This window comes from Pseudovibrio sp. JE062 (assembly GCF_000156235.1).
In the GTDB taxonomy this organism is placed as follows: Bacteria; Pseudomonadota; Alphaproteobacteria; order Rhizobiales; family Stappiaceae; genus Pseudovibrio.
In genome coordinates this window covers 77,365-104,354 of sequence record NZ_DS996814.1, presented here as the reverse complement: position 1 = coordinate 104,354, position 26,990 = coordinate 77,365, and the positions used below count along the sequence as shown (strand labels likewise).

The 26,990-nt window shown below is 51.7% G+C and carries 27 protein-coding genes; 14 read left to right on the top strand and 13 right to left on the bottom strand.

The window, feature by feature from the left end; all coding sequences use genetic code 11:
* Positions 1-134: 134 nt before the first annotated feature.
* The 4 genes from PJE062_RS22175 (at position 135) to PJE062_RS22160 (ending at position 4,323) form a co-directional block, all read left to right on the top strand.
* On the top strand, positions 135-1,154 hold the full coding sequence (locus PJE062_RS22175; protein WP_008552196.1) for a C4-dicarboxylate TRAP transporter substrate-binding protein: 1,020 nt from the start codon (positions 135-137) through the stop codon (positions 1,152-1,154).
* Positions 1,155-1,298: 144 nt separating this feature from the next.
* Positions 1,299-1,970, top strand: a complete 672-nt coding sequence (locus PJE062_RS22170; protein ID WP_008552262.1) for a TRAP transporter small permease subunit — start codon at positions 1,299-1,301, stop codon at positions 1,968-1,970.
* Positions 1,967-3,334, top strand: a complete 1,368-nt coding sequence (locus PJE062_RS22165; RefSeq protein ID WP_008552138.1) for a TRAP transporter large permease — start codon at positions 1,967-1,969, stop codon at positions 3,332-3,334. The genes PJE062_RS22170 and PJE062_RS22165 overlap by 4 nt, the downstream gene beginning before the upstream one ends.
* Before the next feature lie 95 nt (positions 3,335-3,429).
* Complete coding sequence (locus PJE062_RS22160) at positions 3,430-4,323, top strand: GNAT family N-acetyltransferase (protein WP_008552189.1); 894 nt, start codon at positions 3,430-3,432, stop codon at positions 4,321-4,323.
* 344 nt (positions 4,324-4,667) lie between these two features.
* Here the strand turns inward: PJE062_RS22160 and xseA are convergent, their stop codons facing one another.
* Positions 4,668-6,200: an exodeoxyribonuclease VII large subunit gene (gene xseA, locus PJE062_RS22150; protein WP_008552139.1), complete on the bottom strand. Its 1,533-nt coding sequence runs from the start codon at positions 6,198-6,200 to the stop codon at positions 4,668-4,670.
* A gap of 195 nt (positions 6,201-6,395) precedes the next feature.
* On the opposite strand from xseA, the gene PJE062_RS22145 reads away from it, so the two are divergent.
* From PJE062_RS22145 to PJE062_RS22130, 4 genes are all read left to right on the top strand, one after another.
* Entirely contained in the window at positions 6,396-7,124 is a 729-nt protein-coding gene (locus PJE062_RS22145; RefSeq protein WP_008552088.1) for a 16S rRNA (uracil(1498)-N(3))-methyltransferase, read from the top strand.
* A gap of 23 nt (positions 7,125-7,147) precedes the next feature.
* Positions 7,148-8,983 carry an adenylate/guanylate cyclase domain-containing protein gene (locus tag PJE062_RS22140; RefSeq protein WP_008552179.1) on the top strand — a complete coding sequence of 612 codons (1,836 nt, stop codon included), beginning with the start codon at positions 7,148-7,150 and terminating at the stop codon, positions 8,981-8,983.
* A 146-nt stretch (positions 8,984-9,129) separates the two neighbouring features.
* Positions 9,130-9,960: a hypothetical protein gene (locus PJE062_RS22135; RefSeq protein ID WP_208982437.1), complete on the top strand. Its 831-nt coding sequence runs from the start codon at positions 9,130-9,132 to the stop codon at positions 9,958-9,960.
* Positions 9,961-10,389: 429 nt separating this feature from the next.
* Positions 10,390-11,268, top strand: a complete 879-nt coding sequence (locus tag PJE062_RS22130; protein WP_008552245.1) for a LysR family transcriptional regulator — start codon at positions 10,390-10,392, stop codon at positions 11,266-11,268.
* 230 nt (positions 11,269-11,498) lie between these two features.
* Here the strand turns inward: PJE062_RS22130 and PJE062_RS22125 are convergent, their stop codons facing one another.
* Positions 11,499-11,822, bottom strand: coding sequence for a DUF1127 domain-containing protein (locus PJE062_RS22125; protein WP_008552145.1), 324 nt, complete (start codon positions 11,820-11,822; stop codon positions 11,499-11,501).
* Between the two features lie 194 nt (positions 11,823-12,016).
* Between PJE062_RS22125 and PJE062_RS22120 the strand changes: the two genes are divergently transcribed.
* Positions 12,017-12,916 carry a LysR substrate-binding domain-containing protein gene (locus PJE062_RS22120; RefSeq protein ID WP_008552162.1) on the top strand — a complete coding sequence of 300 codons (900 nt, stop codon included), beginning with the start codon at positions 12,017-12,019 and terminating at the stop codon, positions 12,914-12,916.
* A 48-nt stretch (positions 12,917-12,964) separates the two neighbouring features.
* Here PJE062_RS22120 and PJE062_RS22115 read toward each other — a convergent pair whose 3' ends face one another.
* From PJE062_RS22115 to PJE062_RS22105, 3 genes are all read right to left on the bottom strand, one after another.
* Positions 12,965-13,903 (bottom strand): DMT family transporter, encoded by a 939-nt coding sequence (locus PJE062_RS22115; RefSeq protein ID WP_037038001.1) that lies wholly within the window; start codon positions 13,901-13,903, stop codon positions 12,965-12,967.
* 125 nt (positions 13,904-14,028) lie between these two features.
* A complete protein-coding gene (locus PJE062_RS22110; protein ID WP_008552232.1) occupies positions 14,029-14,652 on the bottom strand; it encodes a hypothetical protein in 624 nt (207 codons plus the stop codon).
* A gap of 79 nt (positions 14,653-14,731) precedes the next feature.
* Entirely contained in the window at positions 14,732-15,916 is a 1,185-nt protein-coding gene (locus tag PJE062_RS22105) for a Na/Pi symporter (RefSeq protein WP_008552212.1), read from the bottom strand.
* Positions 15,917-16,175: 259 nt separating this feature from the next.
* On the opposite strand from PJE062_RS22105, the gene PJE062_RS22100 reads away from it, so the two are divergent.
* The 3 genes from PJE062_RS22100 to PJE062_RS22090 all read left to right on the top strand — a co-directional run bounded on the left by PJE062_RS22100 (position 16,176) and on the right by PJE062_RS22090 (position 18,762).
* On the top strand, positions 16,176-16,973 hold the full coding sequence (locus tag PJE062_RS22100) for a transporter substrate-binding domain-containing protein (RefSeq protein WP_193384399.1): 798 nt from the start codon (positions 16,176-16,178) through the stop codon (positions 16,971-16,973).
* Between the two features lie 168 nt (positions 16,974-17,141).
* Positions 17,142-17,966, top strand: a complete 825-nt coding sequence (locus PJE062_RS22095; RefSeq protein ID WP_008552214.1) for an amino acid ABC transporter permease — start codon at positions 17,142-17,144, stop codon at positions 17,964-17,966.
* 97 nt (positions 17,967-18,063) lie between these two features.
* Positions 18,064-18,762 carry a type 1 glutamine amidotransferase gene (locus PJE062_RS22090; protein WP_008552240.1) on the top strand — a complete coding sequence of 233 codons (699 nt, stop codon included), beginning with the start codon at positions 18,064-18,066 and terminating at the stop codon, positions 18,760-18,762.
* Between the two features lie 12 nt (positions 18,763-18,774).
* Here the strand turns inward: PJE062_RS22090 and PJE062_RS22085 are convergent, their stop codons facing one another.
* The 7 genes from PJE062_RS22085 to PJE062_RS22050 all read right to left on the bottom strand — a co-directional run bounded on the left by PJE062_RS22085 (position 18,775) and on the right by PJE062_RS22050 (position 23,947).
* Complete coding sequence (locus PJE062_RS22085) at positions 18,775-19,062, bottom strand: DUF1330 domain-containing protein (RefSeq protein ID WP_008552121.1); 288 nt, start codon at positions 19,060-19,062, stop codon at positions 18,775-18,777.
* Positions 19,063-19,150: 88 nt separating this feature from the next.
* Complete coding sequence (locus PJE062_RS22080; protein ID WP_008552229.1) at positions 19,151-19,936, bottom strand: glutathione S-transferase family protein; 786 nt, start codon at positions 19,934-19,936, stop codon at positions 19,151-19,153.
* An 8-nt stretch (positions 19,937-19,944) separates the two neighbouring features.
* Complete coding sequence (locus PJE062_RS22075) at positions 19,945-20,856, bottom strand: glutathione S-transferase family protein (protein ID WP_008552112.1); 912 nt, start codon at positions 20,854-20,856, stop codon at positions 19,945-19,947.
* A 14-nt stretch (positions 20,857-20,870) separates the two neighbouring features.
* A complete protein-coding gene (locus tag PJE062_RS22070) occupies positions 20,871-21,542 on the bottom strand; it encodes a glutathione S-transferase family protein (RefSeq protein ID WP_008552263.1) in 672 nt (223 codons plus the stop codon).
* Positions 21,543-21,577: 35 nt separating this feature from the next.
* The gene (locus tag PJE062_RS22065) at positions 21,578-22,018 is read right to left on the bottom strand and encodes a MarR family transcriptional regulator (protein ID WP_008552180.1); all 441 of its coding nucleotides are present in this window, start codon (positions 22,016-22,018) and stop codon (positions 21,578-21,580) included.
* Between the two features lie 345 nt (positions 22,019-22,363).
* On the bottom strand, positions 22,364-23,266 hold the full coding sequence (locus PJE062_RS22055; protein WP_008552193.1) for an MBL fold metallo-hydrolase: 903 nt from the start codon (positions 23,264-23,266) through the stop codon (positions 22,364-22,366).
* A 15-nt stretch (positions 23,267-23,281) separates the two neighbouring features.
* Entirely contained in the window at positions 23,282-23,947 is a 666-nt protein-coding gene (locus PJE062_RS22050; protein ID WP_008552190.1) for a DsbA family protein, read from the bottom strand.
* A 95-nt stretch (positions 23,948-24,042) separates the two neighbouring features.
* Here PJE062_RS22050 and PJE062_RS22045 point away from each other — a divergent pair, with 95 nt between their 5' ends.
* On the top strand, positions 24,043-24,960 hold the full coding sequence (locus tag PJE062_RS22045; RefSeq protein ID WP_008552135.1) for a LysR family transcriptional regulator: 918 nt from the start codon (positions 24,043-24,045) through the stop codon (positions 24,958-24,960).
* A gap of 2 nt (positions 24,961-24,962) precedes the next feature.
* On the opposite strand, the gene PJE062_RS22040 is transcribed toward PJE062_RS22045, so the two are convergent.
* Positions 24,963-25,856 (bottom strand): LysR family transcriptional regulator, encoded by an 894-nt coding sequence (locus PJE062_RS22040; protein WP_008552091.1) that lies wholly within the window; start codon positions 25,854-25,856, stop codon positions 24,963-24,965.
* A 101-nt stretch (positions 25,857-25,957) separates the two neighbouring features.
* On the opposite strand from PJE062_RS22040, the gene PJE062_RS22035 reads away from it, so the two are divergent.
* Positions 25,958-26,887, top strand: coding sequence for a tyrosine-protein phosphatase (locus tag PJE062_RS22035; protein WP_008552183.1), 930 nt, complete (start codon positions 25,958-25,960; stop codon positions 26,885-26,887).
* The last annotated feature ends 103 nt before the right edge of the window (positions 26,888-26,990 follow it).

Genomic DNA, 26,990 nt, shown 5'->3' with positions numbered 1-26,990 from the left:
ATTCACTAAACCTTCGAACTACTAAGGTTTATTACTGAGAAAATTGTGATATTTCTATATCTGACGGAATTTAGGGAGGGGCTGAAATTGCGTGTTTTGCAAGGACGGCCAAAATAATTTTCGGGAGTTGATAAATGAAAAATCTTAAGGTTGCGACCGCTGCACTCGCCGCAACAATGGGCTCCGCATTTGTGGGCGAAGCTCTGGCTGCTGATGTGACTTGGAATGTGTCTCTATGGGGCAAACGCCGCGCATTCACCGAGCACGTCGAGAAGCTGTCTGAAGAAGTAGCTGCGCGTACGAACGGTAAGTTCGAAATCAAATTGCACTACGGTGGAGCACTGTCCAAATCTCGCGAAAACCTCGATGGTATCTCCATCGGTGCGTTCGAGATGGCTCAGTTCTGCGCATCCTACCATGCAGACAAAAACCCAACTCTGACCACAACAGACCTGCCATTCCTTGGTGTACCAGATCTGGAAACTCAGGTGAAAGTAGACTTCGCGCTCTACAATCACCCAGCAGTTCAGAAAGACCTCGGTCGCTGGAATGCAAAGCTGCTGATGCCATCCCCAATGCCGCAGTACAACCTGCTGGGTAAGGGCGATGCACCTGCAAAACTGGCTGACTTCGAAGGCATGCGTGTGCGTGCTCTTGGTGGTGTTGGCAACGCGATGAAGACCATTGGCGCAGTTCCAACCACTGTGACAGCTTCTGAAGCATATCAGGCAATCGATTCTGGCACTGTTCAGGCCGTTGCTTTTGCTCCACACGCGCATCTGGCATTCAAAACCATTGAAGCTGGCAGCTGGTGGACCAACAACCTCAACCCAGGTACCGTGAGCTGCCCGGTTGTTGTCAGCACAGACGCCTACGACATGCTCTCACCAGAGTTCCAGAAAGCTCTGGACGAAAGCGTTGCACCAGCTGTTCAGCATTATCTGGACACCTACGCAAAGGTCTACGACAAGTTCTACCCGGCTCTGGAAGCAAATGGTGTAAAGCAGATCTCTTTCTCTGAGGAAGAGCTTGAAGGCTTCAAGGCTGTTGCTGGTAAGCCAATCTGGGACAAGTGGGTTGAAGACATGTCTGCAAAGGGTCTCCCAGCAGCTGAACTGCTCACACTTGTACAGAACACAATCGCTGGCAAGTAATTGCTTTTGCAAAGGCGCATCTCATTCAGATGCGCCTTTCTTTATCCCGATAAGCATTGCTTATCGGAGGTTTGCTTAAGAGCCTGCTCAAACGTACCGCTTCAGAGCAGGGCGCAACATTTCTCTTAAAGTCGGGCTGATAACATGTCCAAACCAAACGGCCCCACATATCCAGCATCGGATATGGCCTATCTCCGCTTTAATGGTGCGCTGGGAAAAATTGAGAACCTGTTCAACCTCATTGCAGCCACATCTATCCTCATCTTGATGTTGCTGGCAGTTGTTCAAGTCGTTGGACGTAACCTGTTCAACCAGCCCGTGCCCGGTTTTATTGACATTACTGAACAAGCCATGGCCGTGTTCGCGTTCATGGGCATCGCATACTGCCAGCGTGTTGGTGGCCACATCCGTATGGAGCTGGTGATCGGCGTGTTCAAAGGTCGTGCCCAATGGATAGCTGAGTTCCTTGGCGTCTTTGCCATTCTTCTTGTGATTTCCGTGCTGATCTATGGCTCATACCTACACTTCGATCGTGCATGGACCTTCGGCGACAGCACCATGGATATCTCCATTCCAACATGGCCATCCAAACTGGCGGTGCCTGTTGCGCTCTCATTACTTTGGCTGCGCCTCGTTCTGCAGCTCTTTGGATACAGCCGCCTGATCATCAACCCAGATGCTTCCGTGCTGGATCTGCCGCATGTGATGGATGCTGCGGCTCATGCGCAAGCTGAAATTGAAGAAACCTTCCACTCCGCAGAAAATGGAGAAGAAGCGCCAGAAATGCGAACGCCTGCTCCAGGAGGTGCGTCATGACCCCGTTTGATATCGGCCTCATCATGACCGGGGTGCTCCTGCTCCTCGTCATCATCGGTGTTCGTGTAGCCTTCGCCGCCGCCTTCGTCGGCATTGTTGGAATGATTGCGATTTTCTCCATGCGTTTGGGCTTCGAACGTGGTGTCATGACTGCTGCCAAAATGGCCGGCACAATCCCACATTCCAAGTCGGTCACCTACGCCTTGTCCGTTCTGCCAACCTTCATTCTGATCGGCTTCCTTGCGTACTATGCGGGCCTGACGAAACATCTGTTCGAGGCATCCAAACGCTGGCTCGGCTGGCTGCCCGGCGGCATGGCAATCGGCACCGTCTTCGCAACAGCAGGTTTCGCGGCTGTATCTGGTGCCTCAACAGCGACTTCCGCAGTGTTTGCCCGTGTAGCAATCCCGGAAATGCTGGCCGCAGGTTACTCCAAACGCCTCTCAGCTGCTGTTGTGGCAGCGGGTGGTACGCTGGCTTCTCTCATTCCACCAAGTGCGATCCTTGTGATCTACGCCATTCTGGTGGAAGAGAGTGTCGGTAAACTTCTTATGGCTGGCTTCCTACCTGGTGTTGTTTCCGTTCTCATCTATGCGGCGATCATCTATGTCATCGCGGCTTGGCAGGGTGGTGCTCCAGCCATTGGTGGTTACAGCTGGAAAGAGCGCTTTGAGTCAGTACCGGGGACCTTCCCGATCATCGGCGTGATCCTCATTATCTTCTGCAGCCTCTACTTCGGCTTTGCAACGCCAACAGAAGCGGGCGCTTGTGGTGCTTTCGTTGTGCTACTCACAGCCTTCTACAAAGGCATGCGAACCAAGCAGCTTTTCCTTGCTCTTCATGAAACAGCCAAGCTGACAGTGATGATCTTCACTCTCATCTGGGGTGTGCTGGTCTACGTGCGTTTCCTTGGTTTCGCGGGCCTGCCAGATGCGTTCCGTGAGTTCATCGTCTCGCTCGATTATCCACCAATGATGATCATTGTCTGCATTCTGCTTGGGTATGCAGTGCTAGGCATGTTCATGGATGCGATTGGTATGCTGGTTTTGACCCTGCCAGTGGTTTTCCCGGCGATCATGGCACTCAATGGTGGTCTGGATGTCAGCGCTGCAGAAAGCACGCTCGGCATGTCCGGTGCAGCCTGTGCGATCTGGTTCGGCATCATCGTAGTGAAAATGGCAGAGCTTTGTCTGATCACACCGCCCATTGGCTTGAACTGCTTCGTGGTCTCCGGTGTTCGTCCGGATATCCCTGTTCAGGAAGTTTTCCGCGGAGCAACCCCGTTCTTTGTGGCTGATGTTCTGACAGTTGCCGTGTTGGTGGCCTTCCCAGCAATCATCACGTTCCTGCCATCCTTGATGTAAAACCTATGATCAGTTGAGATAATGGAAAACCCCGGTCAGTGGACCGGGGTTTTTTACTGCGCCATACTTCGTGGTTTCTAACAAAGAGCATTGCCATGAAAATCGAAAAATTATCCAACGAAGACAAAGACGCTATCTGGCAGTTCCTTATGAACCACGCCTACAGCTCCATGTTCCTGCTTAGTAATATCGAAAAGACAGGCCTGAACTATACAGGTGAACTCTACTCCGGAGAGTACTGGGCTGCTTTCGGTGAAAAAGGCGAAGTCAAAGGTGTTTTTGCTCATTTCTGGAACGGAAATCTGATGGTGCAGGCGCCTGAACAGGATACGCTGGCTGCGCTAACAACATATTTCTTGAAACATGCCAATCGACCAATTGCTGGAATGGTGGGAGATGGCGAGCAGACACTCTATGTACTGGACCAGCTTGGCCTTCCAAATGAGGCCTATAACACCAATCGCAGTGAAGGCCTCTATCAGCTGGCTTTGGAAGATCTTCAGCTGCCAGATAAAGCACTCGCTGAGCATTTCAAGCTCATCCCAACTTCAGCAGCGGACACTCAGCTCCTGTTCGATTGGCTCAAAGCCTACGAGCTTGAGGCATTCGACGGTGAGCCAAGTGAAGAACACGACGAGCATATCCGAAATCGTGTCAGCCAAATGCAAGAGGGTGATTTTGCTTGGGTGCTGTTGAACGAAGGTGAATCAGTCTCTCTCAGTGGTTTCAACGCAACATTACCTGAAATCGTTCAGGTTGGCCCAGTTTGGACACCGCCAGAACTCCGCAACAACGGCTATGCCCGTATAACAGTTGCCCTCACACTCAACGCTGCTAGAGCTAGTGGAGCGCAAAAGTCAGTCTTGTTCACGGATCACCCGGCTGCTGCAAAAGCATATGAAGCTATTGGTTTCAAAGAAAACGGTAGTTTCTATATCGCCCTGCTGAAAGACGCGGTTGAGTTGAACAAGGAGCCTGTCTCAGCTTAGTAACCTAGACCCCAAGTCTCTCGGATGGAGATTTCTGCCAAGGGGCGATAGCATCCAGAAACCCACCTTCTTTGCAAAGCAGCAGCGTGAGCCAGTCCACGCAATCGGAGAAGTTAGGCACTCCGATCGTAGCAATGCCTGGTGAAGGAGGTGGTAGATGGATGAAGCTTGAACTCAGGTTCAAAATAGAAAAAGCACGGAACAGACTGGTCCTCTGGTTCCGTGCAATCTTGAAATAATCCATCGAGAAAGGGGGCAATAGCTCCCTTTCTCACCTCAATATAGCCCTGATCTCTTAATCTCGCAATAATGAGGATATGGAGGGTATTCCTCCGTAAGCTTTTCTAAAACAAGCTGCCCTGCGCGTCTGGATCGACAACACTTTTCTTCTTGCGTGCTGGTTTCTTGGCCTGCTTCGCTTTTGTCTGAGCCATATGCTCCTCCAAACTCTTTGGAGGTGAGGTCGGTGCTGAAGGCTCAGCAGCTTCTGTTGGTGTAGGGATTGCTACTCGCGGAGGTGTTGGCGTAACGCCGCCACCGTCAGCAACGGCACCCACTGTTCCACCTTTCATCTCCAGCTTCAGAGCTTGACCAGCCTGCACAGCCTGAGCACTAGCCAGCGGAATACCGTTCTCATCACGAACCACCGCATAGCCACGCTCAATTACGCGCTCATAACTCAAAGAACCGAGCAGTCCAGCTGAGTTGCTGAGACGAAGACGTTGTCGCTGAACCTGATTGGAGAAGGCTGTTGTCGCGCGAACCTTCAGCACTTGTAGTCGTTCACGGCCCTGAGCAACCTGACGTTCCAGCGTAATCGGACGCAAACCGGAAGAAACAGCCGTCAGAGAGTTCCGGTGTATCTGCGTGTTCATCTTAAGTCCGTGCTCAAGACGGCCAGCCACCATATCAAAACGTTGACGAGGCAGTGCAAGTAGATCGCGTGGAGCTGGCAACGCAGCACTGGCGGCCCGCAGCTCTGTCCGTCGTGACTGCACCAATCTCAGGAGACCAGTTGATAGGCGGCGCGAAAGGTCATCCACCTGAGCCGTCATCTCAGCCTTCACAGGCACAGCAAACTCAGCAGCCCCTGTTGGGGTAGGCGCGCGCACATCAGCAGCCAGATCAATCAGTGTCCAGTCAGTTTCGTGACCGACTGCTGAGATCAATGGGATCTGAGAGTCTGCCGCTGCCCGAACCACTGCTTCGTCATTGAAGCCCCAAAGGTCTTCAATAGAACCACCACCGCGGGCAACGATCAAAACATCAGGGCGTGGGATAGCGCCACCAGCTTCCAGTGCGTTAAATCCGCGAATACCAGCAGCTACTTCAGAGCCGCAAGTCTCGCCCTGAACACGTACCGGCCAAACCAGTACATGCAGCGGGAAACGGTCGCTGATACGATGAAGAATATCGCGAATGACGGCACCAGTCGGTGACGTAACAACGCCAATCACGCGCGGCATACGCGGCAGCGCAACTTTGCGTTCTTCTGCGAACAGACCTTCTGCAGCCAGCTTGCGCTTGCGTTCCTCAAGCAAGGCCATCAGTGCACCGGCACCAGCAGGCTCAAGGCTATCAATCACCATCTGGTATTTGGACTGACCAGGGAAGGTGGTGATCTTACCGGTTGCTATCACTTCAAGACCTTGCTCGGGCTGTACTTTGAGACGTGAGGCATTGCCACGCCAGATAATACCGGAAAGGACGGCCTTATCGTCTTTAACATCCAGATAGATATGCCCGGATGCTGGCCTGCTCACACGGCCCAGCTCGCCTCGCACACGGATATAGCCAAACTTGTCCTCAAGCTCGCGTTTGATATCACCGGAAATCTCGGAGACGGTATACTCAGCAATGTTGGAGCGTTCAGACAAGGTCAGGCTTCTTTCATATGCGGAAAAATTAATCCATTCCCTCTTAGTGTAGACCGCGACAATTGCAAAGGGGAACCGTGAGAACCGCTTCCATCTGTTGAGACATTAAGTTCTCACCAGCAAATCTTTAAGCGCAACGTGGTATCTATGGTGAGCTTGGCATATGGTGCCCCCATGTCACGCTATGAGTTTCGCATGCAACGCTTATTTGTCGATCAAGAATTACGCGCGGGCCTTCATTTGGAGGCAGATCGCGCCCAGGCCAACTATCTCCTAAATGTTCTGCGCATGAAGGAGGGCGGTGAGGTGCTCGTCTTCAACGGCAAGCATGGTGAGTGGCGGGCTCAGATTCTACCAACTGGCCGTAAGTCTTGCGAACTGATCGTCACCGAGCAACTACGTGAACAAACGCCGACACCGGATCTCGACTACCTGTTTGCACCGCTGAAGTTGGCACGGCTGGACTACATGGTTCAGAAAGCCGTTGAAATGGGAGCAGGGCGTTTGCGTCCGGTGATCACCCAGTTCACCCAAAACCCAAAGATCAAACTGGAACGTATGGAGTCCAACGCGCTCGAAGCTTGCGAACAGTGTGGCGTGCTTTCTGTACCCTCCGTGTTGGAACCGGTTCAGATCAAGAAACTGCTCTCCACATGGGAACAAGAGGAAGGCGATCGTCAAATCATCTTCTGCGATGAAGGGCACGGCACTCATAATCCTCTGGAAGCTCTGAAAGATGTACCAAAAGCGCCTCTGGCTGTGCTGATTGGGCCGGAAGGCGGGTTCTCTGAGGAAGAGCGGGCGCTGCTCCATAGCAAACCCTTCGTGCATGCTATTCCGCTCGGCCCCCGAATTTTGAGGGCAGATACAGCTGCCGTGGCGGCTTTGGCCGTTGTTCAGGCAAAATTGGGAGATTGGTTCTAAGCTACCTCCAAACGGAGGCCTGTATGGACCTGAACAACAAGACTGCTGACGCTCAAAAGCAGCCCCAAACAGAACGCTCTACAAAAAAGAGCAAGAAAAGATGGCGCCTGTCTATCTCCGCTGTTTTCAGCATAGGCGCAGCCATGCTGCTGGCCTTAATCGGCGGCTCCATGCTCTTGTATGTATCGGATGCGACGAACAAGCAAACCACTGCGATTATGCGTGAAACAGGCGCGCTTATTGTGGAGCGCGGTCTTGAGGTGGTGGAAGACTTTTTCCGCAACGAAGAGCGTATGGGGTTACTGGCAGCGGAAGTCCTGTCAGACCCGTTGATCTATGACGCACCAATGGCCTTGCGGGAACAGTTGATCTCCATCCTATCTCGCCAGACTAACATCAAGCGGATTTCCTATACATTCCCAACTGGCCGACGGATTACGGTGCAGCTGGACCATGCGAACCAGCCTGTTCGTGAGAAAATGGTCATCCCCCCCAGCGAGCAGGATATGGAAGTTGGCCATCACAGGTGGGCTCCTCCATATTATGACGAGAGTCTCGGCGAAACCTTCATGCAGTTCGCCATCTACATCCGTAATCCAATTGACAACACCATCTCCAAGCTCACATTGGACTACCCCACGGCATTGCTCGGGCAACTAATGGCGCGCATAAAGTGGCGAGCCTCTCAGGTCCCTTTTATTCTCTATGGACGAGATCAGGTGCTGGCGAGTTCAGAAGAAGCATTTTTGGAGTTCAAGCCTAGTGTGGCCAAGCCCATACCGCTGATATCAGATCTGAGTAACACACCGCTCAGCGATATTTGGGGCCATAATGCGCAGCGCAGGTCGCTCAATACGACCTATGAAGCGCACATCGACACGACCGTCCATGGGACTTACCTCTATCTCTATGATGATCTGAGGAATGGAAACCGCTTCCCGATTATCATTGGTAGCTATGTGCTGGCTTCAGAATTCAGCGTACCCTTTAATAATCTGCACAAAATCTTTGTTGCTGCTACGGCATTCCTTGCGGTTGGTGTCCTGGTGATGTTTCTGATTGGCCGTAAGCTGGCAGGCCCATTCATTGCTCTTGGAGCGCAGGCAAATGCCATTCGCAAGCTACATATGGAAGGTTTATGTGCGCTTCCCAGGTCGCGACTGAAAGAGATCGATCAGGCTAACCAAGCCTTTAACTCCGCAGGGGTCGCGTTGAGCGCATTCTCCAGATATGTGCCGAAAGATCTCGTGCGGGTATTGTTGGAGCGAGAGTTTGAAGGCCTCAACAGCACAGAACTGCGTGAGATGACGATACTCTTTTCTGATATCGCCGGGTTCACAGGTGTTGCATCAAAGCTAACCGCGGAAGAGACAACTGCTCTGCTCAATACACACTTTCAGGAACTCGCTGATTGCATTAGCCAGACCCACGGAACCATCGACAAGTATATCGGAGATGGCTGTATGGCTTTCTGGGGTGCACCTGAAACGATGGAGAACCATGCTGAAGCGGCAATAGAAGCTGTGCATCTGATCGCCGAGAGGCTCGCGGTCGAGCTCGAAAATGAAGAGGGAGCAATCGAAAAGCCAAGGCTTCGCATTGGCGTTCATACCGGAACAGTTGTCGTCGGTAATATTGGAGCTATCGAGCGGATGAACTACACAGTGGTCGGGGATGCCGTGAATGTGGCAGCTCGACTCCAGGAGCTTGGCAAACAGGTGGATCCGGAAGCTCGTGTGATTGCGCTGGCCAGCAATGCCACTGTGGAGCATCTCATAGACAAATCTCACACCGTGCACTTGGGAGATTATCAGCTACGCGGTCGCGAAGCTGCGGTTGATGTCTACCGGATTGTTTAGGGCAGGCATCACTATTGAACCCAATTCAATCAAATTTCGTCTCTTAGACATAATATTTGCAGAATACTACATCCAAAATTAGGGAACTGACGTTACGTCTGTTGGGTGATTAAATAGCCTTGAGAAGCTTGCGAGGGGAAAACCTCATGTTACAACAGTCCAATAACAATATGTTTTCCCTTATGGAAATGCTCAGTCAGAACTACGCAAAGGCTTATAAAGACTATTGCGAGACCAGCCACGGCTTCATGCCTTTTATGCAGCCAGAAAAGAAGGCCTCCGAAAAGTCGGGAGCCAAATCATCTGGTGAAGCTGAACTTCCATTCATGAATTGGGCTGATCCGAGCAAATGGCAGGGGATGACTGCCATGCCGCAACAAGCAATGCTCACCGAGTTTATGAGCATGTTCGCAGGTGATAAAAACATTGCCTCGGCAATGCAGCGTCACTTTAAGCGCAAAGACGCCATGAACATGGAGAGCTGGATGGAGCTGATGCCCATCCTGATGATGCTCTCTCAGGGAAATATGCTGAAGAACTATCTTGTTGGTCCGCAACGCACCATGATGGAAGCCTTCTTACAAGGCTTTGCAAAGGGGTGCCCGGAGCTACATCAGGATACCGAAGCAGCTCGCAATCCAATTCTGGATGCACGGGAAGCCTTCTGGTCTCAAATGATGCCCTTTGAGAATCCAATGATGGATCTATGGAGCAAAGCACTTCAGGGCACCGTTCCTGAACCGCCAAAGCCGAGTATTGATCCTGAAAAGCCTGCTCCGAAAAAAGCACAGACTAAAAGAACAGCAGAACCTTCGTCACGGACAAATGGAACTCACCAGCACACTCCACGCCAGCCGATGAAGAAGGAATCGCATATGCCAACCCTATCAGAGGGATTGGCTAAGATGCAGCAGGCTCAGGGAGAGGCATGGCAGCAATATTGCAGTGTTTTCTGGCCGACGCTGTCTCATAGGTAACAATTTCTCACAGATATCTGAGGATAACTTTTTGTGATGAAAATCACGAATTGAGAAAGTTGTTTGCTGCAATTATCTCCGTTTCCGTTCCGACCAAGAGTTCAAAGTTAGCCTAATCGTCCACATGATCATCACTTTGCATGAATAGATCTAGCATAACTCTCCATTCTCGTGAGAATTACTAGCCGAATTATATGGCAGGACTCTATTCGCGCTCCGCTACCTAGTTTTTTATTTGAACTGTTGGATTCTTTCGAGAGTCTAATCCAATATAAGTGCTAATTTCATTATATTAATTATTGTGATGAATTGCTGTAAACACCAGAAAAGCGCGAAATGACTGCGAAAATAAAGTAATATGTTCCTGCTCTCGGTTTTCTTTCCTCCATAATTCTGTATATTCATATCAAATTGTTATGGATTGGGGACATGACAGCACTACTAGACTTAGATTCTCTGCGAACTCTGGTTATGATTGCGGATACTGGGAGTTTCACAAGAGCAGCAGAAGAACTCGACAAAACGCAATCAGCAATTTCCATGCAGATGCGCCGCATGGAAGACAAGCTTGAACGCACCATCTTCCGACGGGAAGGGCGGCATTCAAAACTGACTGAGGATGGCGAGCTGTTGCTGCGCCATGCGCGTCAGATGCTTCGCCTGAATGACGAGACACTAGCGATGTTCTCGGAGCGGGAAGTGACCGGTAAAGTTCGTCTCGGCCTTGCGGAAGGCATTGACGAAACCAGAACCGCGAAAATCATCTTTGAGTTTTCGAAGAACAACCCGAAAGCGGAAGCATCCATCGTCTGTGCACCTGCAGCAGATCTGCGCAAAGCTCTCGAAGCTGGCGAACTGGATCTCGCGATTATTGGCAGTCTAGCGGATGAGGCCGAAAACGCTGAGGGAAGTGTTCTTTCCAGCGAGCGCCTTGTTTGGGCTGCTGGCAGCAACTTCAAACTGGCCAGCGAAAAAGAACTGCCATTGGCGGTGGGACTGGAGCAATGCCGGATTCGCAAAGCAGCTGTCGAGGCGCTTGAAGATGATGACCGAGCATTCCGTATTCAGTACAGCTCAAGTAATCCCGGTCTTGTTGAGATGACAGCTGCAAGTGGAATGGCAATCACCATTCAGCCGCGCTCATCTCTGGTCAGCTCCGACGCTGGTTTGCTGGAACTGGAAGGCCTGCCAAAACTGCCAAACTATGTTGTAAAGCTGGTGCGCGGTAAGGAAAGCCACTTCAAAGCGGCAAATGCATTGAGTGATCATCTGGCAAAGTCATTTGAAAAAACAGCAGCATCTGCCTGAGACAATTTTGAACTCACATGCTGAAGAACAAAAAAAGAGGGCCTGCGCAATGCAGGCCCTTTTGATATGTGGGTGATGATTTTTTAGCGGTTCAAATAGGGGTAGAACCGCCAATAGAGGCTCCCACAATTTCAAAGCATGTTCCCGAAGGTAGTCGCGGGTTATCGGAAAAGAACATGCTCAGAAGAAACAAAGGCAGTTGGAGATGTCCTGCTTAAGGACAAACTGCCTTATGCGCGTTGGCGGCGCTTTTCAATTTCGGCGCAGCGGCGTTCACTTGCACGGATGCGCAGGTGAAAACTAGGATCTTTGCCATCGCCAGCAGCAAGCGCGCTGTAAACGTCGTCCCGAGTGATGCCGATATCATCCAGCATACGATCTTCAAGACGTGTCAGCTCAATCATGGCACGGCGGTCTTGGTAGTGCTTCCAAAGCTTCATTGGAAGGGCTGCCAGCACATGCAGAGTGTGCGCAAGCGTTAGCGGTTCAAAGGTGCCTGCATTAGCGCGATTTGGGTTGCGATATTCAGAAGGGGTAGGGAATGCAAGCGTCATGATACTACTCTCCCGTTTGGATAAGCTGCTCTGGCTATCCATTGGAATTGGTATAGGGGGTTATAAACTAAGGGAACTGTGTCGTTCGATGCGTCAAATATCACCGAAAAGTTGTAACTCGACAAGAGAATGTTTTCGATTGAAATCCATTCAAGATCGTGATTGATTGATCGGGATCAAGTGGGAGGGAGCCCATGCCTTATTCGATCGATGTCGATCAGCTAAGAACATTTCTCGCCGTTGCAGAGTTGGGAAGCTTTACCAAAGCCGGTGATGCAGTTCACAAAACCCAGTCCGCTGTTTCCATGCAAATGAAGAAGCTTGAGGAACGTATTGGACAACCAATATTTGTAAAAGACGGACGTAACTCTAGGATAACTGAACACGGAAGACGTCTCGTTGAATATGCAAGGCGCATGGTTGCTTTGAATGATGAAACGCTCTCTGCGTTCCATGAGCCGGAGATCGCCGGGCGCATTCGACTCGGACTGCCCGATGACTACGCAGAAAGACTGTTGCCACAAGTACTTGCTGCATTTAACCGGTTGAACCCTTGTATCAATCTTGATGTGGAATGTTCCAGTTCCAACGAGATTGGCCGCCGAATCCAAAAGGGTGAGCTGGACGTGGGAATCGTTACCAGTGGCGACTGCACCAGCGTGCCGGGACAGATCGTGCGTCGTGAACCTTTGCAATGGGTTGGATCGCGCGAACACATCGTCTATGACCAACGTCCGCTGCGCCTTGCTGTCGGTCCAACGACTTGCTCATGGAGACAAGCTGGCGTCGCCGCGCTGGATCACCTGAACATCCAGCATCAGGTTGTTTATACCAGTGCCAGCGCAGCGGCTCTCGCAGGTGCGGTCAATGCTGGATTGGCAATTGCAATCTTGCCAGCCAGTGCTTTGCGTCAGGGACAACGCATTCTGGGAGAGAAAGAAGGCCTTCCGCCACTTCCTCCCTGTGACATCACCATCATCAGGTCACAAATGGCCATTGAGCCGGTTCATGATGCGCTGTGTCACCACATCGTTGCGTCTATCGGCAATGTCACGATGGAATATAATGGGATGGATGCCGAAGCCGCCGAATAAGCGGCTTCGTGCGAAACAGTTTCCGGCCCGGTGTGTCGTGCACTGGGCTTATTTTTTGGCGGAACGGCTCAACACGATCCAGTTGCCACCCAGTGCAAACAGTAGGCCGAGGATGGATGTGATTGTCCAGGTGTAGCCTTCCATTGCAGTTGAGACACCTAGTGCCACAATCGGGAACATAACAGTAGCGTAGCCTGCACGGGCAGAACCAATACGGCCCAGCAGTGTCAGATAAGCACCAAACGCCACGATAGAGCCGATGACCACCATATAAAGGAAGCTCCATATAAACTCTGGCGTAAAGGGAACGTCAAAGCTGGCACCCTGCATCAGCCCATTTGCACCCAGCAAAACAGTGCCGTAGACCATGCCCCAGGCACTAGCAGAGATCACAGAGATCTTCTGCGCGGTCGCGCGAGCAGAAACGATGTTACCAAAACAGAAGCTCAGTGTTCCTAGGGCACAAAGCCCAAGACCGCCAAGAGCTGCAAGGTTCCAGGTGCTTCCTGCGATCTCCTGATAGAACATCAAACAGATGCCGGAGAAACCAAGAACAGCCCCCACAACAAGGGCACGGCTGACTTTCTGCCTGAACAGGACAAACCCGAGCACAATGTTGAACACGGAGGCGAGTGAGAACACCACGGAGAGTAGGCCGGACGGCAGCTCACGAGAGCCATGGTAGAACAGCAGGAAGTTGGTTGAGAACAGCAGCAAGCCAAGCGCTGCGAAGCTGAGGTGAGCGCGGAGCGGGAACAGCAACTTATGCCCGCCTAGTTTGGCCCAGCCCCACATCAAGAACGTTGCAAACAGAAACCGCCAGAACAATGCAATTTCTGGTGTGATCACAGCCTGCAACTTCAGGGCGTACCAGCTGAATCCCCACGCAAACACGGTTGTTCCGTATAGGAAGAAATCAAACATGCTAAGTGATTGAGGCTGTTGTGAAATTACAGTGCCTGCATCAATATCGCTCGCACTTGTCATGAAATATTCCTGCTCATCTAAAGTATTCCAAGCAACTTCCTGCATGAAATGACGAAATGAAACAAATGAATAAACGTCATCAAATCATTTGAAAAACGAATGGGTCGTGCACCTATCTGTCAGGATTACGTATTAAACGCACCCCACTTTGGTGCGTAACCATCCCTCAGGATCTTTATGATCTGCGGCGGTGTCACCAGCGTTACTTGATCAGGCAATGTGCTGGACACCGGCGTGTAACCTTCAAAGCTCCAACTCCACCATGTGCCTTCCTTCAATGCCAGAAACGCATCTTCAACTTGAACCACTGTACCATTGGGCCAGCTCTCATGAGGATTGATAACTGGCAGTAAGGCGGGAGATTTTTTGTGCCCGCAGCGTTGCTCGTGTAGAACCTTGTCCATCTCATCTGAGCTAGGTGGTTTTTCCAACCCTTCACAACGCATCCAATGATCAGCAAAACGCTTGGCATCTTCTTTCCGGCAAAAGAAGCAAGGTCTGTGGCCAGCAGCCAGTGCAGTCACCTCATCGAAGAAAAACAGTTCCGTATAAAACTTGCCCCAGACATCCCGGTGCCAGTCCTTATAGGTCGTGGAACAGCACAGCCACCGACGGGAGGCATGGGTTCGCCCGGTCAGCTTTTGCGTCTCTGGATCATGAATACGGCCCCCTCGATTGCCCATGAACATGCCACGGGCAGAGACAGCACACAGCTCTCCATTGGGAGCAACACGGTTTTGCAAAGGCATGGGCACACTCAATCAAGCAAACTGAGAGCGGCGAGCAACAAAATGAGAAACAGGCCGCGATAGGGAAGAAGGCTTTAGCCTATCTGCTCAGCAGGAAAATGCCAAGGGCAGGGACCAGAAAGAAGATGCCAACCACGTAGCTGGCCGCAACCACAAACCGACGCGCGCCGAGATCACCCACGAACTCAGCAAGCTGAACAGGCAGATATCGCATAAACGGCACGCAGTAGATGAGCAGCACGCCGAGCACGTTGTAAACCAGATGCACAATAGCAATCTCAAACGCCAGCTCGCGCTGCCCTGTGACTGCAAAGGCCGCCAAAATAGCCGTCAAACAGGTGCCAATGTTCGCGCCAAGTGTAAACGGATAAACCTGTCTAGTGGTCAAAACGCCTGAGCCAGCCAGTGGCACGACAAGACTTGTGGTAGCTGACGAAGACTGTAGCAACAGCGTTGCGATAAGGCCCGTGAAGATACCGGATGATGGTGCAGCAGATGTCATTTTTTCCGCAAGGCGACGGGCATGACCAGCGAGCAGAAGCTTCAGCAACTGGCTCACAAAGGTGATGCTGATGATGATCATCACAAAACCAATTGCCGCAGTAACCAGCCCGTTCCAAGGCTGGGACAGACCAGAGGCCAGCCCTTCTATCTCTTGGATGATTGGGCCTGTGAGGTAGTTGATAAAGTTGAAGTTGGCTGTGATCAGATTGTCTGCCGGATCAAGCGCTGTAAAGAAATCTCCCACCCACATTGCGATGATCTGCAAGAAGCCAAAGGCAATCTCCAGCGGCAGAAAGATCAGCAGGCAAATTAGATTGAACGCATCATGCACCGTCGCAGCACTAAAGGCGCGCCGAAAATCCACACGATCGCGAGCATAGCCCAGACTTACAAATGTGTTGGTGAGCGTGGTTCCAAAGTTAGCTCCAATCACAATCGGCACCGCAATGGAAATCGGTAATCCCGCGGCAACCAGACCAACCAAGATGGATGTGGTGACGGAAGAGCTTTGTACCAGCGATGTGGTGAGGATACCGACTAAGACGCCTGCAATCGGGTTGGTGGCATAGGAGAAGATCTGCTCTGCGGTCTGGTGCCCAATGGCAATAAAGCCCGCTTCAATGAGGCCCACAGCGCAAAGAAGAAAATAAATCAGGAATCCGACAGAGATCCAATTGAGCAAACTTATGCCCAATGGCATGTGATGCTCATCCTCAAGATAAGGCTCGTCGTTGTTCAGGGGATCTTTTTGCACCGACATATCCGTCTATAAAAGTTCACCACGACATTTAGCCGTATCTTCTAACATCAAATCGCTCAGCCTAGGAAATCACCAAGGCTTTCGTTGACCACCTCTGCATTTGCAGAGTAAATAATCAAGCCAACTACGGCATTTTACAGGTCAATCACCCGCATCCTATTGCTCACAGATCGGCTAGCTGTCAACATCCGCCGGGTGTGATTCTGCCAGATTTTTCTACGTGGTGGCCAGATTTTCCTTGGAGGGGACATACCCGATGATGAAGAAATTTAAACTAGCAATCGCAACCCTTGCTCTTTCTGTCGGCTTTGGAGCTGCAGCTTCCGCAGCGGACCTGCCAGATCTGAAGGGCCGCACCGTTGTTGCTGTGACCGAGAATGCGTATACACCTTTGAACTTTGCAGACCCAAAAACCGGAGAAGGCATCGGTTGGGAATATGATGCTTTCAATGAAATCGCAAAGCGCCTCAATATGAAGGTAGACTGGCGTCTGGCCTCCTGGGACAGCATGATTGAAGCTGTACGTCAGGGGCAGTTTGATGTGGGCATGGATGGCATCACCATCAACGAAGAGCGTGAAAAGCAGATTGACTTCTCTGATCCTTACATGACCTCTGAGATGTTCATGTTGGTGCGTGCTGATGAAGACCGCTTCGACAATCCAAAAGCATTCGCGGATGACCCAGGCCTGTTAGTTGGCGCACAGCCAGGCACCACGAACTTCTACACCGCCGTGTACTCCGTGCTCGATGGTGACGAAAACAACAAGCGCATTCAGCTGTTTGAAACCTTTGGCGCGTCTGTTCAGGCACTGCGTGCTGAAGATGTCGACATGGTGCTGATGGATGCAACGGCAGCCGCTGGCTACATGGGTGCATCTCCGGACAGCTTCAAAGTGGTAGGCGGCCCAATCGGTTCTGAGGACTTCGGCTTTATTCTGACACCGGGTTCTGACCTGCGCGAGCCAATCAACGCAGCGCTCAGCTCCATGCGTGAAGACGGCACCATTGATGCCTTGAACCAGAAATGGTTCTTCGACTATAAGTCTAAGAACTAACAAGAGTTTAGTTGGTTTGGCGGGTGCAAGGTGCCCGCCATTTCATTTTGTGGCTTATCCCAAAAGCAGGAAACTGGGTTTCGGATAGGCCAGATAAACAGCCCTAAGGGCGTTATTCAGGGCTTCTGCACCTCATCAGGAAACCCAAACAGATTTGAAGGAAACGCGATGGGCAAGCGTTCTGCCAAAACGTCCCGGTTGGACAAGCTTCCTTGGTGGTTGCTCGCATCTTTTGTACTTGCTGTTTTCTTCCTCTGGCTCATCGCTGCAAACGGTGATTATCGCCAGATCTTCATGACCCTCTTCAAAGGCGTTGGCATCACGCTCTTTGTGACGTTCGTTTCCTTCTTCATTGCCAGCTTTTTCGGGCTCTTCATTGCCATAGGGCGTGGCTCCAAGCATCGCATTATCCGTGAGATGTGCTCGTTTTATACGGAGATCATGCGCGGTGTTCCCATGTTGGTGCTGCTGTTCTACATCGCCTTTGTCGGCGCACCGCAGATGGTCGCTGCCTACAACTGGATCATGACACCACTGATCGAGCTGGAAATTATCGACAAACTCCGCGTCCGTGATCTTTCTATGATGTGGCGTGCGATCATCGCGCTCTCTCTTGGCTACTCCGCATTTATTGCCGAGATTTTCCGCGCGGGTATCGAGAGCGTGGATGAAGGACAGTTGGAAGCAGGCCGTGCACTTGGCCTTTCCAGATGGCACACCTTCCGCTTCATTATCTGGCCGCAAGCGTTCAAGAACATCCTCCCGCCACTTGGCAATGACTTCATCGCCCTCATCAAGGAAAGTGCGCTGGTTTCTGTGTTGGGTGTGCAGGACATCACCCAGCTTGGTAAGATCTATTCGGCTTCCACGTTCCAGTTCTTCGAAACCTACAACGTGGTTGCCTACCTTTACCTCATCATGACAGTCTCACTGTCTCTGGTGGTCCGCGGTCTGGAAAGACGCATGAAGCGGGCCTTTGAAAACGAAGCTTAGATCTGCTCCTAAAAAAGATCGGGATCAGATTTCATAGAAAATGATAATTGCAGCACGCTAAACACCATAGCGCAGCTGCACATAACAGGGATTTGGAATGACAGTTCTCGTTATTGAAAACTGCGAAAACGTAACGCTCGGCCTGCTTGGTCAGGCTCTGGATGAAGCAAAGATGCCGGTTGATCTGCGTGTCATGGCAGAAAATGATCCGCTTCCTTCAGATATCTCCAAGTTCAGCGGTTTGGTTGTTCTGGGCGGCTTGCAGCACGCGAGAGCTGATGATGAGTTCCCGTTCCTGAAAGATGTCTGCGATACCATTCTGGCATTCCATGAAGCCGATAAGCCTGTAATGGGCATCTGCCTCGGCAGTCAGCTCATTGCCCGTGCATTTGGGGGAGAGAACATCCTCGGCAATCCGGTCGAAGCGGGATGGTTGCCTTTGCAAATCTCAGAGGCAGGCAAGCAGGATCCGGTCACCTCAGCATTTAAGCAGGGCGACCATATCTTCATTCTGCACACTGACACCTACACTCTGCCAGATGGTGCAATACATCTAGCATCCAGCGAGATGACGCCAAATCAGGCCTTCAAAATGGGGCGCGCCACCTACGCTATTCAGTTCCACTTTGAATGCTCTGTTGATCAGGTCAACCACTGGAACGGTTGCTTCCATGGCCCAATCAATGAGCTGGTGCCACACTGGAAGGAAATTCTGGAGGAGGAGGGTCCAAAACACGGCCCGAAAGCAGACGCCCTTGGCCTGGAAATCTCCCGGCGCTGGATTGAGCTGCTGTAACTCTGTCACCTGCTACTCTTCATAAACCTGAATAGTCATCTCACAGGCCTCGTCGCGCAGTGGGATGATCTTCTTGTAGGCCTCGGAGGCATAAAACTCTTCGAGACTCTGAAGGTCTTTGTAACGAAACACAGCTGCAATGTGCGGCAACAATTCATCACCTCGTTTGGTTTGTGAGAATGTGCCGCGCACAATAACTTCTACGCCAGCCTCTTCCATTAGTGCCGCAGCAGCCTGCACATACTGCTGAAACTGGCCTATATCTTTGATCGTGGCGTAAGAAAAGTTCAAAACAGACATTTAGAGAAATCCTTTCAAGTACACTGTGAGTGTGTATCCGGCGTACTCTGCTTACAAGTGAGCCGTTCGCAGGATTCCTCGCGTTATGCTATCGCCGCCCACCAATTTGTCTCAGCAGTCTCGTAGCTAGCCTGATCACCCAGTTAGGCACCTTCATAAACCGAGATTGAATGCCAGTCTTGTAGGCCTCTCGCGCTTCTATCCGAGCTATCCAATCATTCACCCGTGGCAGAGAATTGAAGGAGTAGCCCAACTGGCGAAGGATGATCGTGTTTGGGAACCACGCAATATCAGCCAGTGAATATTGGTCGCCGACCAGCCACTCCTGCCTCTCAAGCAATCGCTCTAACTCTGAAAACTGCTCAAAAACGATCCGCTTGGCTCCTTCTGGATCATTGGCAGTTCGGCCCGCAAGCCTGTCTGCATGAAACTCAGCTCGATGAGGAACATGGTCTTTGTAAAACTGAGCATCACGTGGTGTTGGCAATCGCCCATAACCGCAGGAGTAAACATAGTTCACCACCATGCTCATATGCGAAGCCTCGGCACTGTCCAGCAAAGCCTCCATCTGAGCTTTTTGAGTTGGATCTGAAGGTGTGAAAGAGGGATCTGGATTCAGTTCCTCCAGATATCGAAGGATGTTGATGGATTCGTTCATTGCGACGCCATCATGCACCAGAGCGGGCACAGCAGCGTCCGGATTGATGGCGTGATACTCAGGCGTCAGCTGCTCACTTCGCATCAGGTCGACAAAATGCATCTCAGCTTCGATGCCTTTTTCCGCCAACAGCAACATCACACGCTGTGCGCAGTTGGAGTAAAGATTGTAGAAAAGATGAAGACCGCGCAAGTCTTTGGGATCAATGGCTTTCATGGCATTTCTCAGGCTAACCGGGTTAAAGCAAAACGGCGTTTGGGTAAGTGCACGTGTATGCGCCCAGCCACTTGGGTATCGCGAGCGAGAACCCAGCGGTTCCCATCCTCTCCAACCAACTCGCCATGCGTTGCTTGTGTTGCGTAGTCCGTAGGGCCAACCGCAACAGTGGCCCCGATCAGTGCGCTGCGTTTCATCTCCTCAGAGATCTTGCGAGGATCTGCATGAGCGGCAATCTGAAGGGCATCTTCAGTGGTTATGTCCGTTCGGTGACCATGTCCTATAGCGGCCATCCGATGAAACCAGTTCCTGAGCAGACGACGGCCTTTGAAGACCTGTCGCCGATCCATTTTTTCACGGAACCAAACCATATGAACCGCACTGAAATCAGCGATGCCGGGTGTATATCCGTGCAGGAAATCGGAGGTTAACTGGTTTTCCAACTGATCCAGAAACCGCTGCCATGTAGCCTTCGCATCTTCTCGTGACGGCTGAAGAAGATGCGTGTCAGTCATCAGTTTCTTTTTATCCTGCAGGTATCCCGGAATAGCTCGCAACGGCACCTGTTGGAGCAAAGCCTTGATCACACCGAAAACAGGGATGGAAGCCACGCAGGCAAAGAAAACATCCGTCTCCAGTTCCTGAAGAAATGCGCTAAGGTCTTCACTCTGCCCAAAAGGAGACAATTGCGGGTTCTCTGAAAGCTGGGCAATCTCCTCGGCAATCAGGATTGTATCGCAAAACACATCTGCACCAATTTGAGCGACAGGTATGCGCCGATACCCATCTGCCAACGGGTCAATGGAAGGACGCGGAGGCGTCAGAGGGGCTTGCACAGAGGACCAGCTGATCCCGGTGTAACCCAGCATAAGTCGAATCTTCTCCGAGTAAGGAGAAACGTCTTTGTGATGGAAAATCATGAGAACACCGCTAATCAGGAGGCAAACGGACGGAAATCACCATTCTTGGCAAGTGCTGTCTTGTAAGCCGGACGCGAACGCATCCGCTTCAGGTAAGCGGCAATCTTGGGATACTCGCCTCCAAAACCGACTCGAACTTCGGCCACCTCAAGACAGTATCCCATCACGATGTCAGCGGCCGTGAGGTTCTCCCCAGCCAGCCACGTTGAACGCCCCAACTCTTCCTCGATATAGGAAAGCATACGCGTAATTCGTGGGGTCAGATAAACACCCCGGACCTTGCCAACCACCGTTGACATGATAGGCCGCAAAAAGAACGGCACTTTGGACACCATCCGCTTGAAGATTAGGCTATCCAGCAGCAGCGGCATAAAGCTGCCCTGTGTGGCGTGAAACCAGAACAGATATCGCGCCCGCTGAGCAGAACCCGGTTCAGGTCGTAAAACCGCATTGGGGTGCTTATCCAGAATGTAGTCGACAATCGCATTGGTTTCCGGCAGCACCACATCACCGTCAGAGATTGTCGGCGAAGTGCCGATCCGGTGCAGCTTCTTGTAGTCCGCTGGCGCAAGGTCCGTAGTCGCATCCCGCTTGTACTGCTTGATCTCATAGGGAACGCCAAGTTCCTCCAGCAGCCACAGGATACGAATGCTCTGCGAGTTTTCCAGATTATGAACGGTAATCATGCCAATCCTTTTGCGTGGTGCAAAAGGGGCAGGCCTTAAAGTTTCAGCAGCAGCTCGTAGAGCTTCTCATGATCGTCCTTCGAAAGTGAGGAGGGCTCCATCTTCAACAGTTCCTCATCAGCAGAGCGGTGGGCTGCCCGCCCATCCTCAGTAATGCTGATAAAAACTGTCCTCTGGTCCTCTTCGCTGCGCTCTTTGGTGATGTACCCCTGAGCAACCAGCTTGTTCAAAGTACGCGAAACATTGGGACTGTCATCAATCATGATAGACTTGAGCTGGCCCACGGTCATGACGCCCGTCGGTGACTTATCAAGCCCGTGCAGAATGGTGAGCTGCAAGAGAGAAAGGTTCTGCCCGCTGATCAGGCGTTCCATCTCGGCCTTGCGTTCCTGAGCTGCACACATGAGCAGAGCCATGGCTTTGTGCTCAATCTCCATATCTGAATTGATGATGATGTCCTTGTTGGCCAACCGCATCTCCTTGTCTGATGGAATGCTATTTCGCACAGAACTTCATGGTGTTGCAAGTTGCTGAGATGGCGAATGACCCACTGCAAAGAACTTTGGCCTGTCCCCCTGTTGTCTTGATTTCAAAAGGGATCAGTGAAACCGGCGAAACCCGCCGTTCAGCCTCTTGATGTTGGGGGCAAGTGCTTGGTTGTCCCACTGATCTCCCGCAATGGAGTAGCTCTGAGTAAATTAAGTGTCAAGGAATATAAATCCATGGATATTAAATTGCGACAGTTTGAAGCGAGGGAGAGAAGGGGAAGACAACATGAAAAAGCCCCCGCAGAAAACTGCGAGGGCTGAAGGAGAATGTGGTTACTCAGCAGGCCACTTCATCTCACCCATCACCACTTTGGCACCAAGAGCAAGATCGTCGGTTCGGCGCTCTTCCAAAGCCGGAAACTCCGCTTTCATCAGAGCCACCAGATCCTCTGATGTTTTGGCAAGAGCTGCATTCTTCTCAACGGCAGCAACATAGGTCTTGGTGAAGGCGATGGAGCCCACTGTCTGGCTGTTGGTCTCACCCATGAAGTGTCCAGGGATCACACGTTTAGGGTTGAGAGCCAGAAGATCATCAAGGCTCTTCTGCCAGTCATCACGCTTCTTGGTCGTCGGGTTGTCTGCCTGCCAGATATGGGAGTTGTCATAGACCAGCACCCCACCAACCACGGTGCGCTCTGAAGGGACCCAAAGGCTGGTGTGAGTAGGGTCGTGCCCTTCAAGACCAACAATCTCAATCGGAGTTCCATCCACCTCAAGGCTGTCGCCACCAATGGCATCCGGAACAATTAGCTCCTGTGGCGCATCTTCTTTCAGGATTGGTCCCCAAAAAGTAAACTTGCCCTCAATCGTGGCTTTGATTTTCTCTACGGTTGGCTGTGTCGCAACGATCTTTGCATCTGGAAAGGCAGCGTGAAGCGCGTCCAGACCGAAGTAGTAATCTGGATCGCCATGACTGATGTAAATGGATGTCAGCGTCTTCCCGCTTTCTTTGATGAGCGAGATCAGATTTTCAGCATCGCTGCGCTGAAACTGCGCGTCCACCAGAACAGCCTCGGTTGGCCCTTCAATCAAAGTAGAGGTGACGGGAAACAGACCTTTATCGCCCGGATTGTAAACCTCGAAGGTCAGTGCAGCAGTATCCTGAGCATAGGTTGCAACAGGCGCAAGAGTAGCGGTTGCTGCAAGGCCTGCAGCAAGAGCAAGTGACTTAATCATTTGTTTTCCTTTGGGTTAAGCGGCAGGGCTGACCTGCTGAAGGGGTGCGGAGAAACCCTTGAGGTTCTCTGCGAGCTGCTCGTGAGAGCTGTAAAGAAGCGTGGAAGGCATAAGCGCCCGTTCACCTTGAATGTCGGCCACTAGAGTTGGGACACCGCTGGCATTCATCTGGTTCAAAACCATCTGTCCGTGCGCAACACGCCTGGCTGTTTCTGCTTCAACAGAAGCCATATGCCCTTGAAGCAACACAGCAGCATCTGCAAAGCCGTTACCGGAGAGCAAACTTACCAGAACACGAAGATCGGTGATGTCCTCACCGCCCACATACCGCGCCTCCTGAATGAGCTTCAAAGCCTCCGGTCCCTTATCCGGTTCAACGATGGAACAAGCCGTCATAGCGAGCGTGGCAACTGTGGAATCCAGTAGTTGCTCATCTCCATTCAGAATCTGATTGCGATAAGCGGAGGAGAAAGTCTGCCCAGTCAGTTTGGCAATCCGCTGATCTGATGTCCAGGCATAAGAAGCAAACGAGCGATCCAAAGGACGAGCGCCAGCCCCCGCAAACAGGCCAGCTGGAATCAACTCCACCGCAAAACTCTTGGCGAGATCTGCCAGCCGAGGGGCTGAGCCATAACACCATCCGCAAAGCGGGTCGTAAATGTAGAGGAACGAGTGCGTCATTGGTTTCTCCTAATTGCAAAGAAACCTAGGGCAACTTGACTATCTGCAGAATATAGATAATTTCTACACACTGTCTGTAAAATAAAGACAATAAGATGAGCCTCTACAATCTCAATCGTCTCCGCCATTTTGTTGAAGTTGTCGAAAGCGGTTCCTTCACCGCCGCTGCGAGAAAGCTCGGCCTCGGCAAAGCTATCGTCAGCCATCAGGTCGCAAAGTTGGAGGAAGAGCTCGGCGCAGCTTTGCTTGTACGAACAACCCGTTCTCTCCAGGTGACGGAAGCTGGACAGCGGTTCTATGAAAGCGCTGCCGAAATTCTGGAACAAGCAGAACGAGCCGCACAAGAACTGCAACAGGAACAAGACGTCCCCAGTGGTTTGCTTACGGTGACAGCCCCAGAGGATTATGGTCGGTACGTCGTCGCTAAAGCGCTCATGCGCTTGCGAAAGAAACATCCCAAAATTCAGGTCAATGCAGTCTTCACAGATGAAAAGCTGGATCAGCTCAAGGAGAAAATTGACGTCTCCATCCGTGTCGGCTGGTTAGAAGACAGCTCCGCAATCGCGCGCAAAATCGGTACGTTTCAGCAGTACACAGTGGCCTCACCAAGCGTAGTTGAAGCTCTGGGGCCGGTTGAGACACCATTGGACTTGCAAGGCAAACCATGGATCTATCACCGCAAACTTCCTTCAGAGATGACATGGAGATCTGAAGATGAGGAGGAGGCATGCTTTACGCTTCAAGCCCCGGAGGTCACAGTCTGGAATACGCTCACCTCCCATGCCTGCGCACTTGGGGATGGTGGCATCTGTATCCTACCATCTTTCCAAATCCGCGATGACTTAGCTGCAGGCCGACTGCAACGCATCCTGCCAAACTGGCATCAGAAAGAGGGTGGCATCTACGCGCTCTTCCCAAACAGCCGCTTCCGCCCAGCCAAAACCAAGGCATTCGTGGAAGAGCTGATCAAAGCCCATAGAGAAGTGCGGGATGTGTTTGAAGAGGACGGGTAAGTCTAAACCCACGTTTTCTGGTGCAGCTGACACATACGATTAATCAACCACTTACAGGCCGGAGCCTGTGATTGCTGCTTGCCCCAGACAAGGGAGACCTTATTGAGGATGGCATTTTGCTGAAAGTCATAGGAAAGCTCCTTCAGCTCACCCGCTTTCACCTCGTCATCCACCATCTGTGCTGGCAACTCTGCCCAGCCCACACCGCCATGCACCATATTATGCGCCACACGTGGATTATCCGTAATCAGCAGATGTGGTCCTTTCTGACGCGAGAACTCCGGGGAGTGCCGATCTATCTCTGTCTCGGAGATGATCTGCCGGTAGCCACGCAAGTCCACCAGCCGCACCTCCTCCAACTCTGCCAGTGGATGATCCTTGTGGCACACCGCAATCCGGCGCTCAAATCCAAGCCCGCGGAAGTGAAACCCTTCCTTGTAAGGATGGCGCTCAATGATAATCCCCAACTGAGCGCTTTCATCTGCAAGACGGGAAAAAACACCCCCGAAAGAGGTGGTCTGCACATGCAACTCCACCTTCGGAAACTGCTTGTCGAAGTCATGCAAAACTTCATTAATTGCAGAGACATAGGTGCCATACTCAAACACCACTTTCAGGCTGCCTTCCGCCCCTTCACTCAATGCACCAGCCTTCACCAGAAGGTCCTGCCTGCTCTGCAAAATGGATTTTGCGTAGTCCAGCAAAGAAACGCCTGAGACCGTAAGTTCAGCCCGGTAACTGCTGCGGTCAAACAGATCAGACTCAAGATCAATCTCCAGATTGGAAATCGCAGCACTTACAGCAGATTGCGCCTTTCCAAGACGCCGGGCAGCAGCAGAAAACGAGCCCAACTCTGCGGCAGTTACAAATGCTTCCAACTGGTCAACACTGGGCATCCAACCTCAACACGATCTGAAATTCTGATGGAGTTCAACTTTACTGCATAGGTCAAACCGATCTTTATGTCACCCAAATTTGCGAACTGAGAGGAATGACCATGCGAAAAATAATCGGGCTGGCAACCGCAACAATGATTGGCTCACTCATGACTGCAGGTCTTGCAATGGCAGAAACATCGCCATGCGAAACCACGCTGCCAATCGATATCCCATCCAACTGCGATGCCATCAAGGTGGTCAAACCAATCGAAAACCTGGAGAATTTCCGGGCACTCACCACACCGCAAAATGGCCCGGCTCTGAAGCCTCAAATGGTCTTCCGCTCCGATCAATTGGACAGCTTGACGGAAGCGGATCAGGAAAAGCTCAGTGCGCTGGGCATTGAAACCATCGTGGATCTGCGCGCACCGGATGAGCTGGACAAGCATCCCAACAAGCACATCTCCTCAGTTGACTTCAACATCAACCTGCCAATCGGGTCTGACCCGGCAGACATCGCCAAGATCATGCCGCTGGAAGTCGCCTCTCAAATCCGCCCACTTTGGTTCAGCGGCAAGTTTGATGAGATCGATCAGCTGCTGAAAGACCACAACGTGGATATCTACCACACCCGCATCGACCGCTATAAGGACTTCGCCCGCAAGTTCACGCCGCAAATCTCCCGCTTCATGCATGTGCTTCTGGAGGAGCATAACTACCCGCTCGTGTTCCATTGCGCAGGCGGCAAGGACCGCACTGGTTATGTGGCAGCGGTGCTGATGCTTTCATTGGGCTTCTCAGAGGAAGACGTGATGCGCGACTACCTCACCACCAACCTCTACACCTTTGAGGAATTGAGCAAACTGGTGGGAAGTGGGCCCCATTCCCTGCGCCCGGCATTTGGTGCACACAAAGAGCAAATCTCTGCAGCTCTGGACGCGGTTAAAGAAGACTACGGCAGCTTCGAAAACTATCGCCGTGATGCGTTGGGCATCTCTGATGAGGAACTCGCCCGCATCAAAAAGAACCTGCTGGTAGACCCGAGTTAAGGCCTTCCAGCACCCCTCGTGCTGCCTTCCCCCAACGTTGGTGGCACGAGGTTCCTCAAGCAAGTTCCACGAGAGGCTCATTTGCGCCTGAAGGCAAATCCAG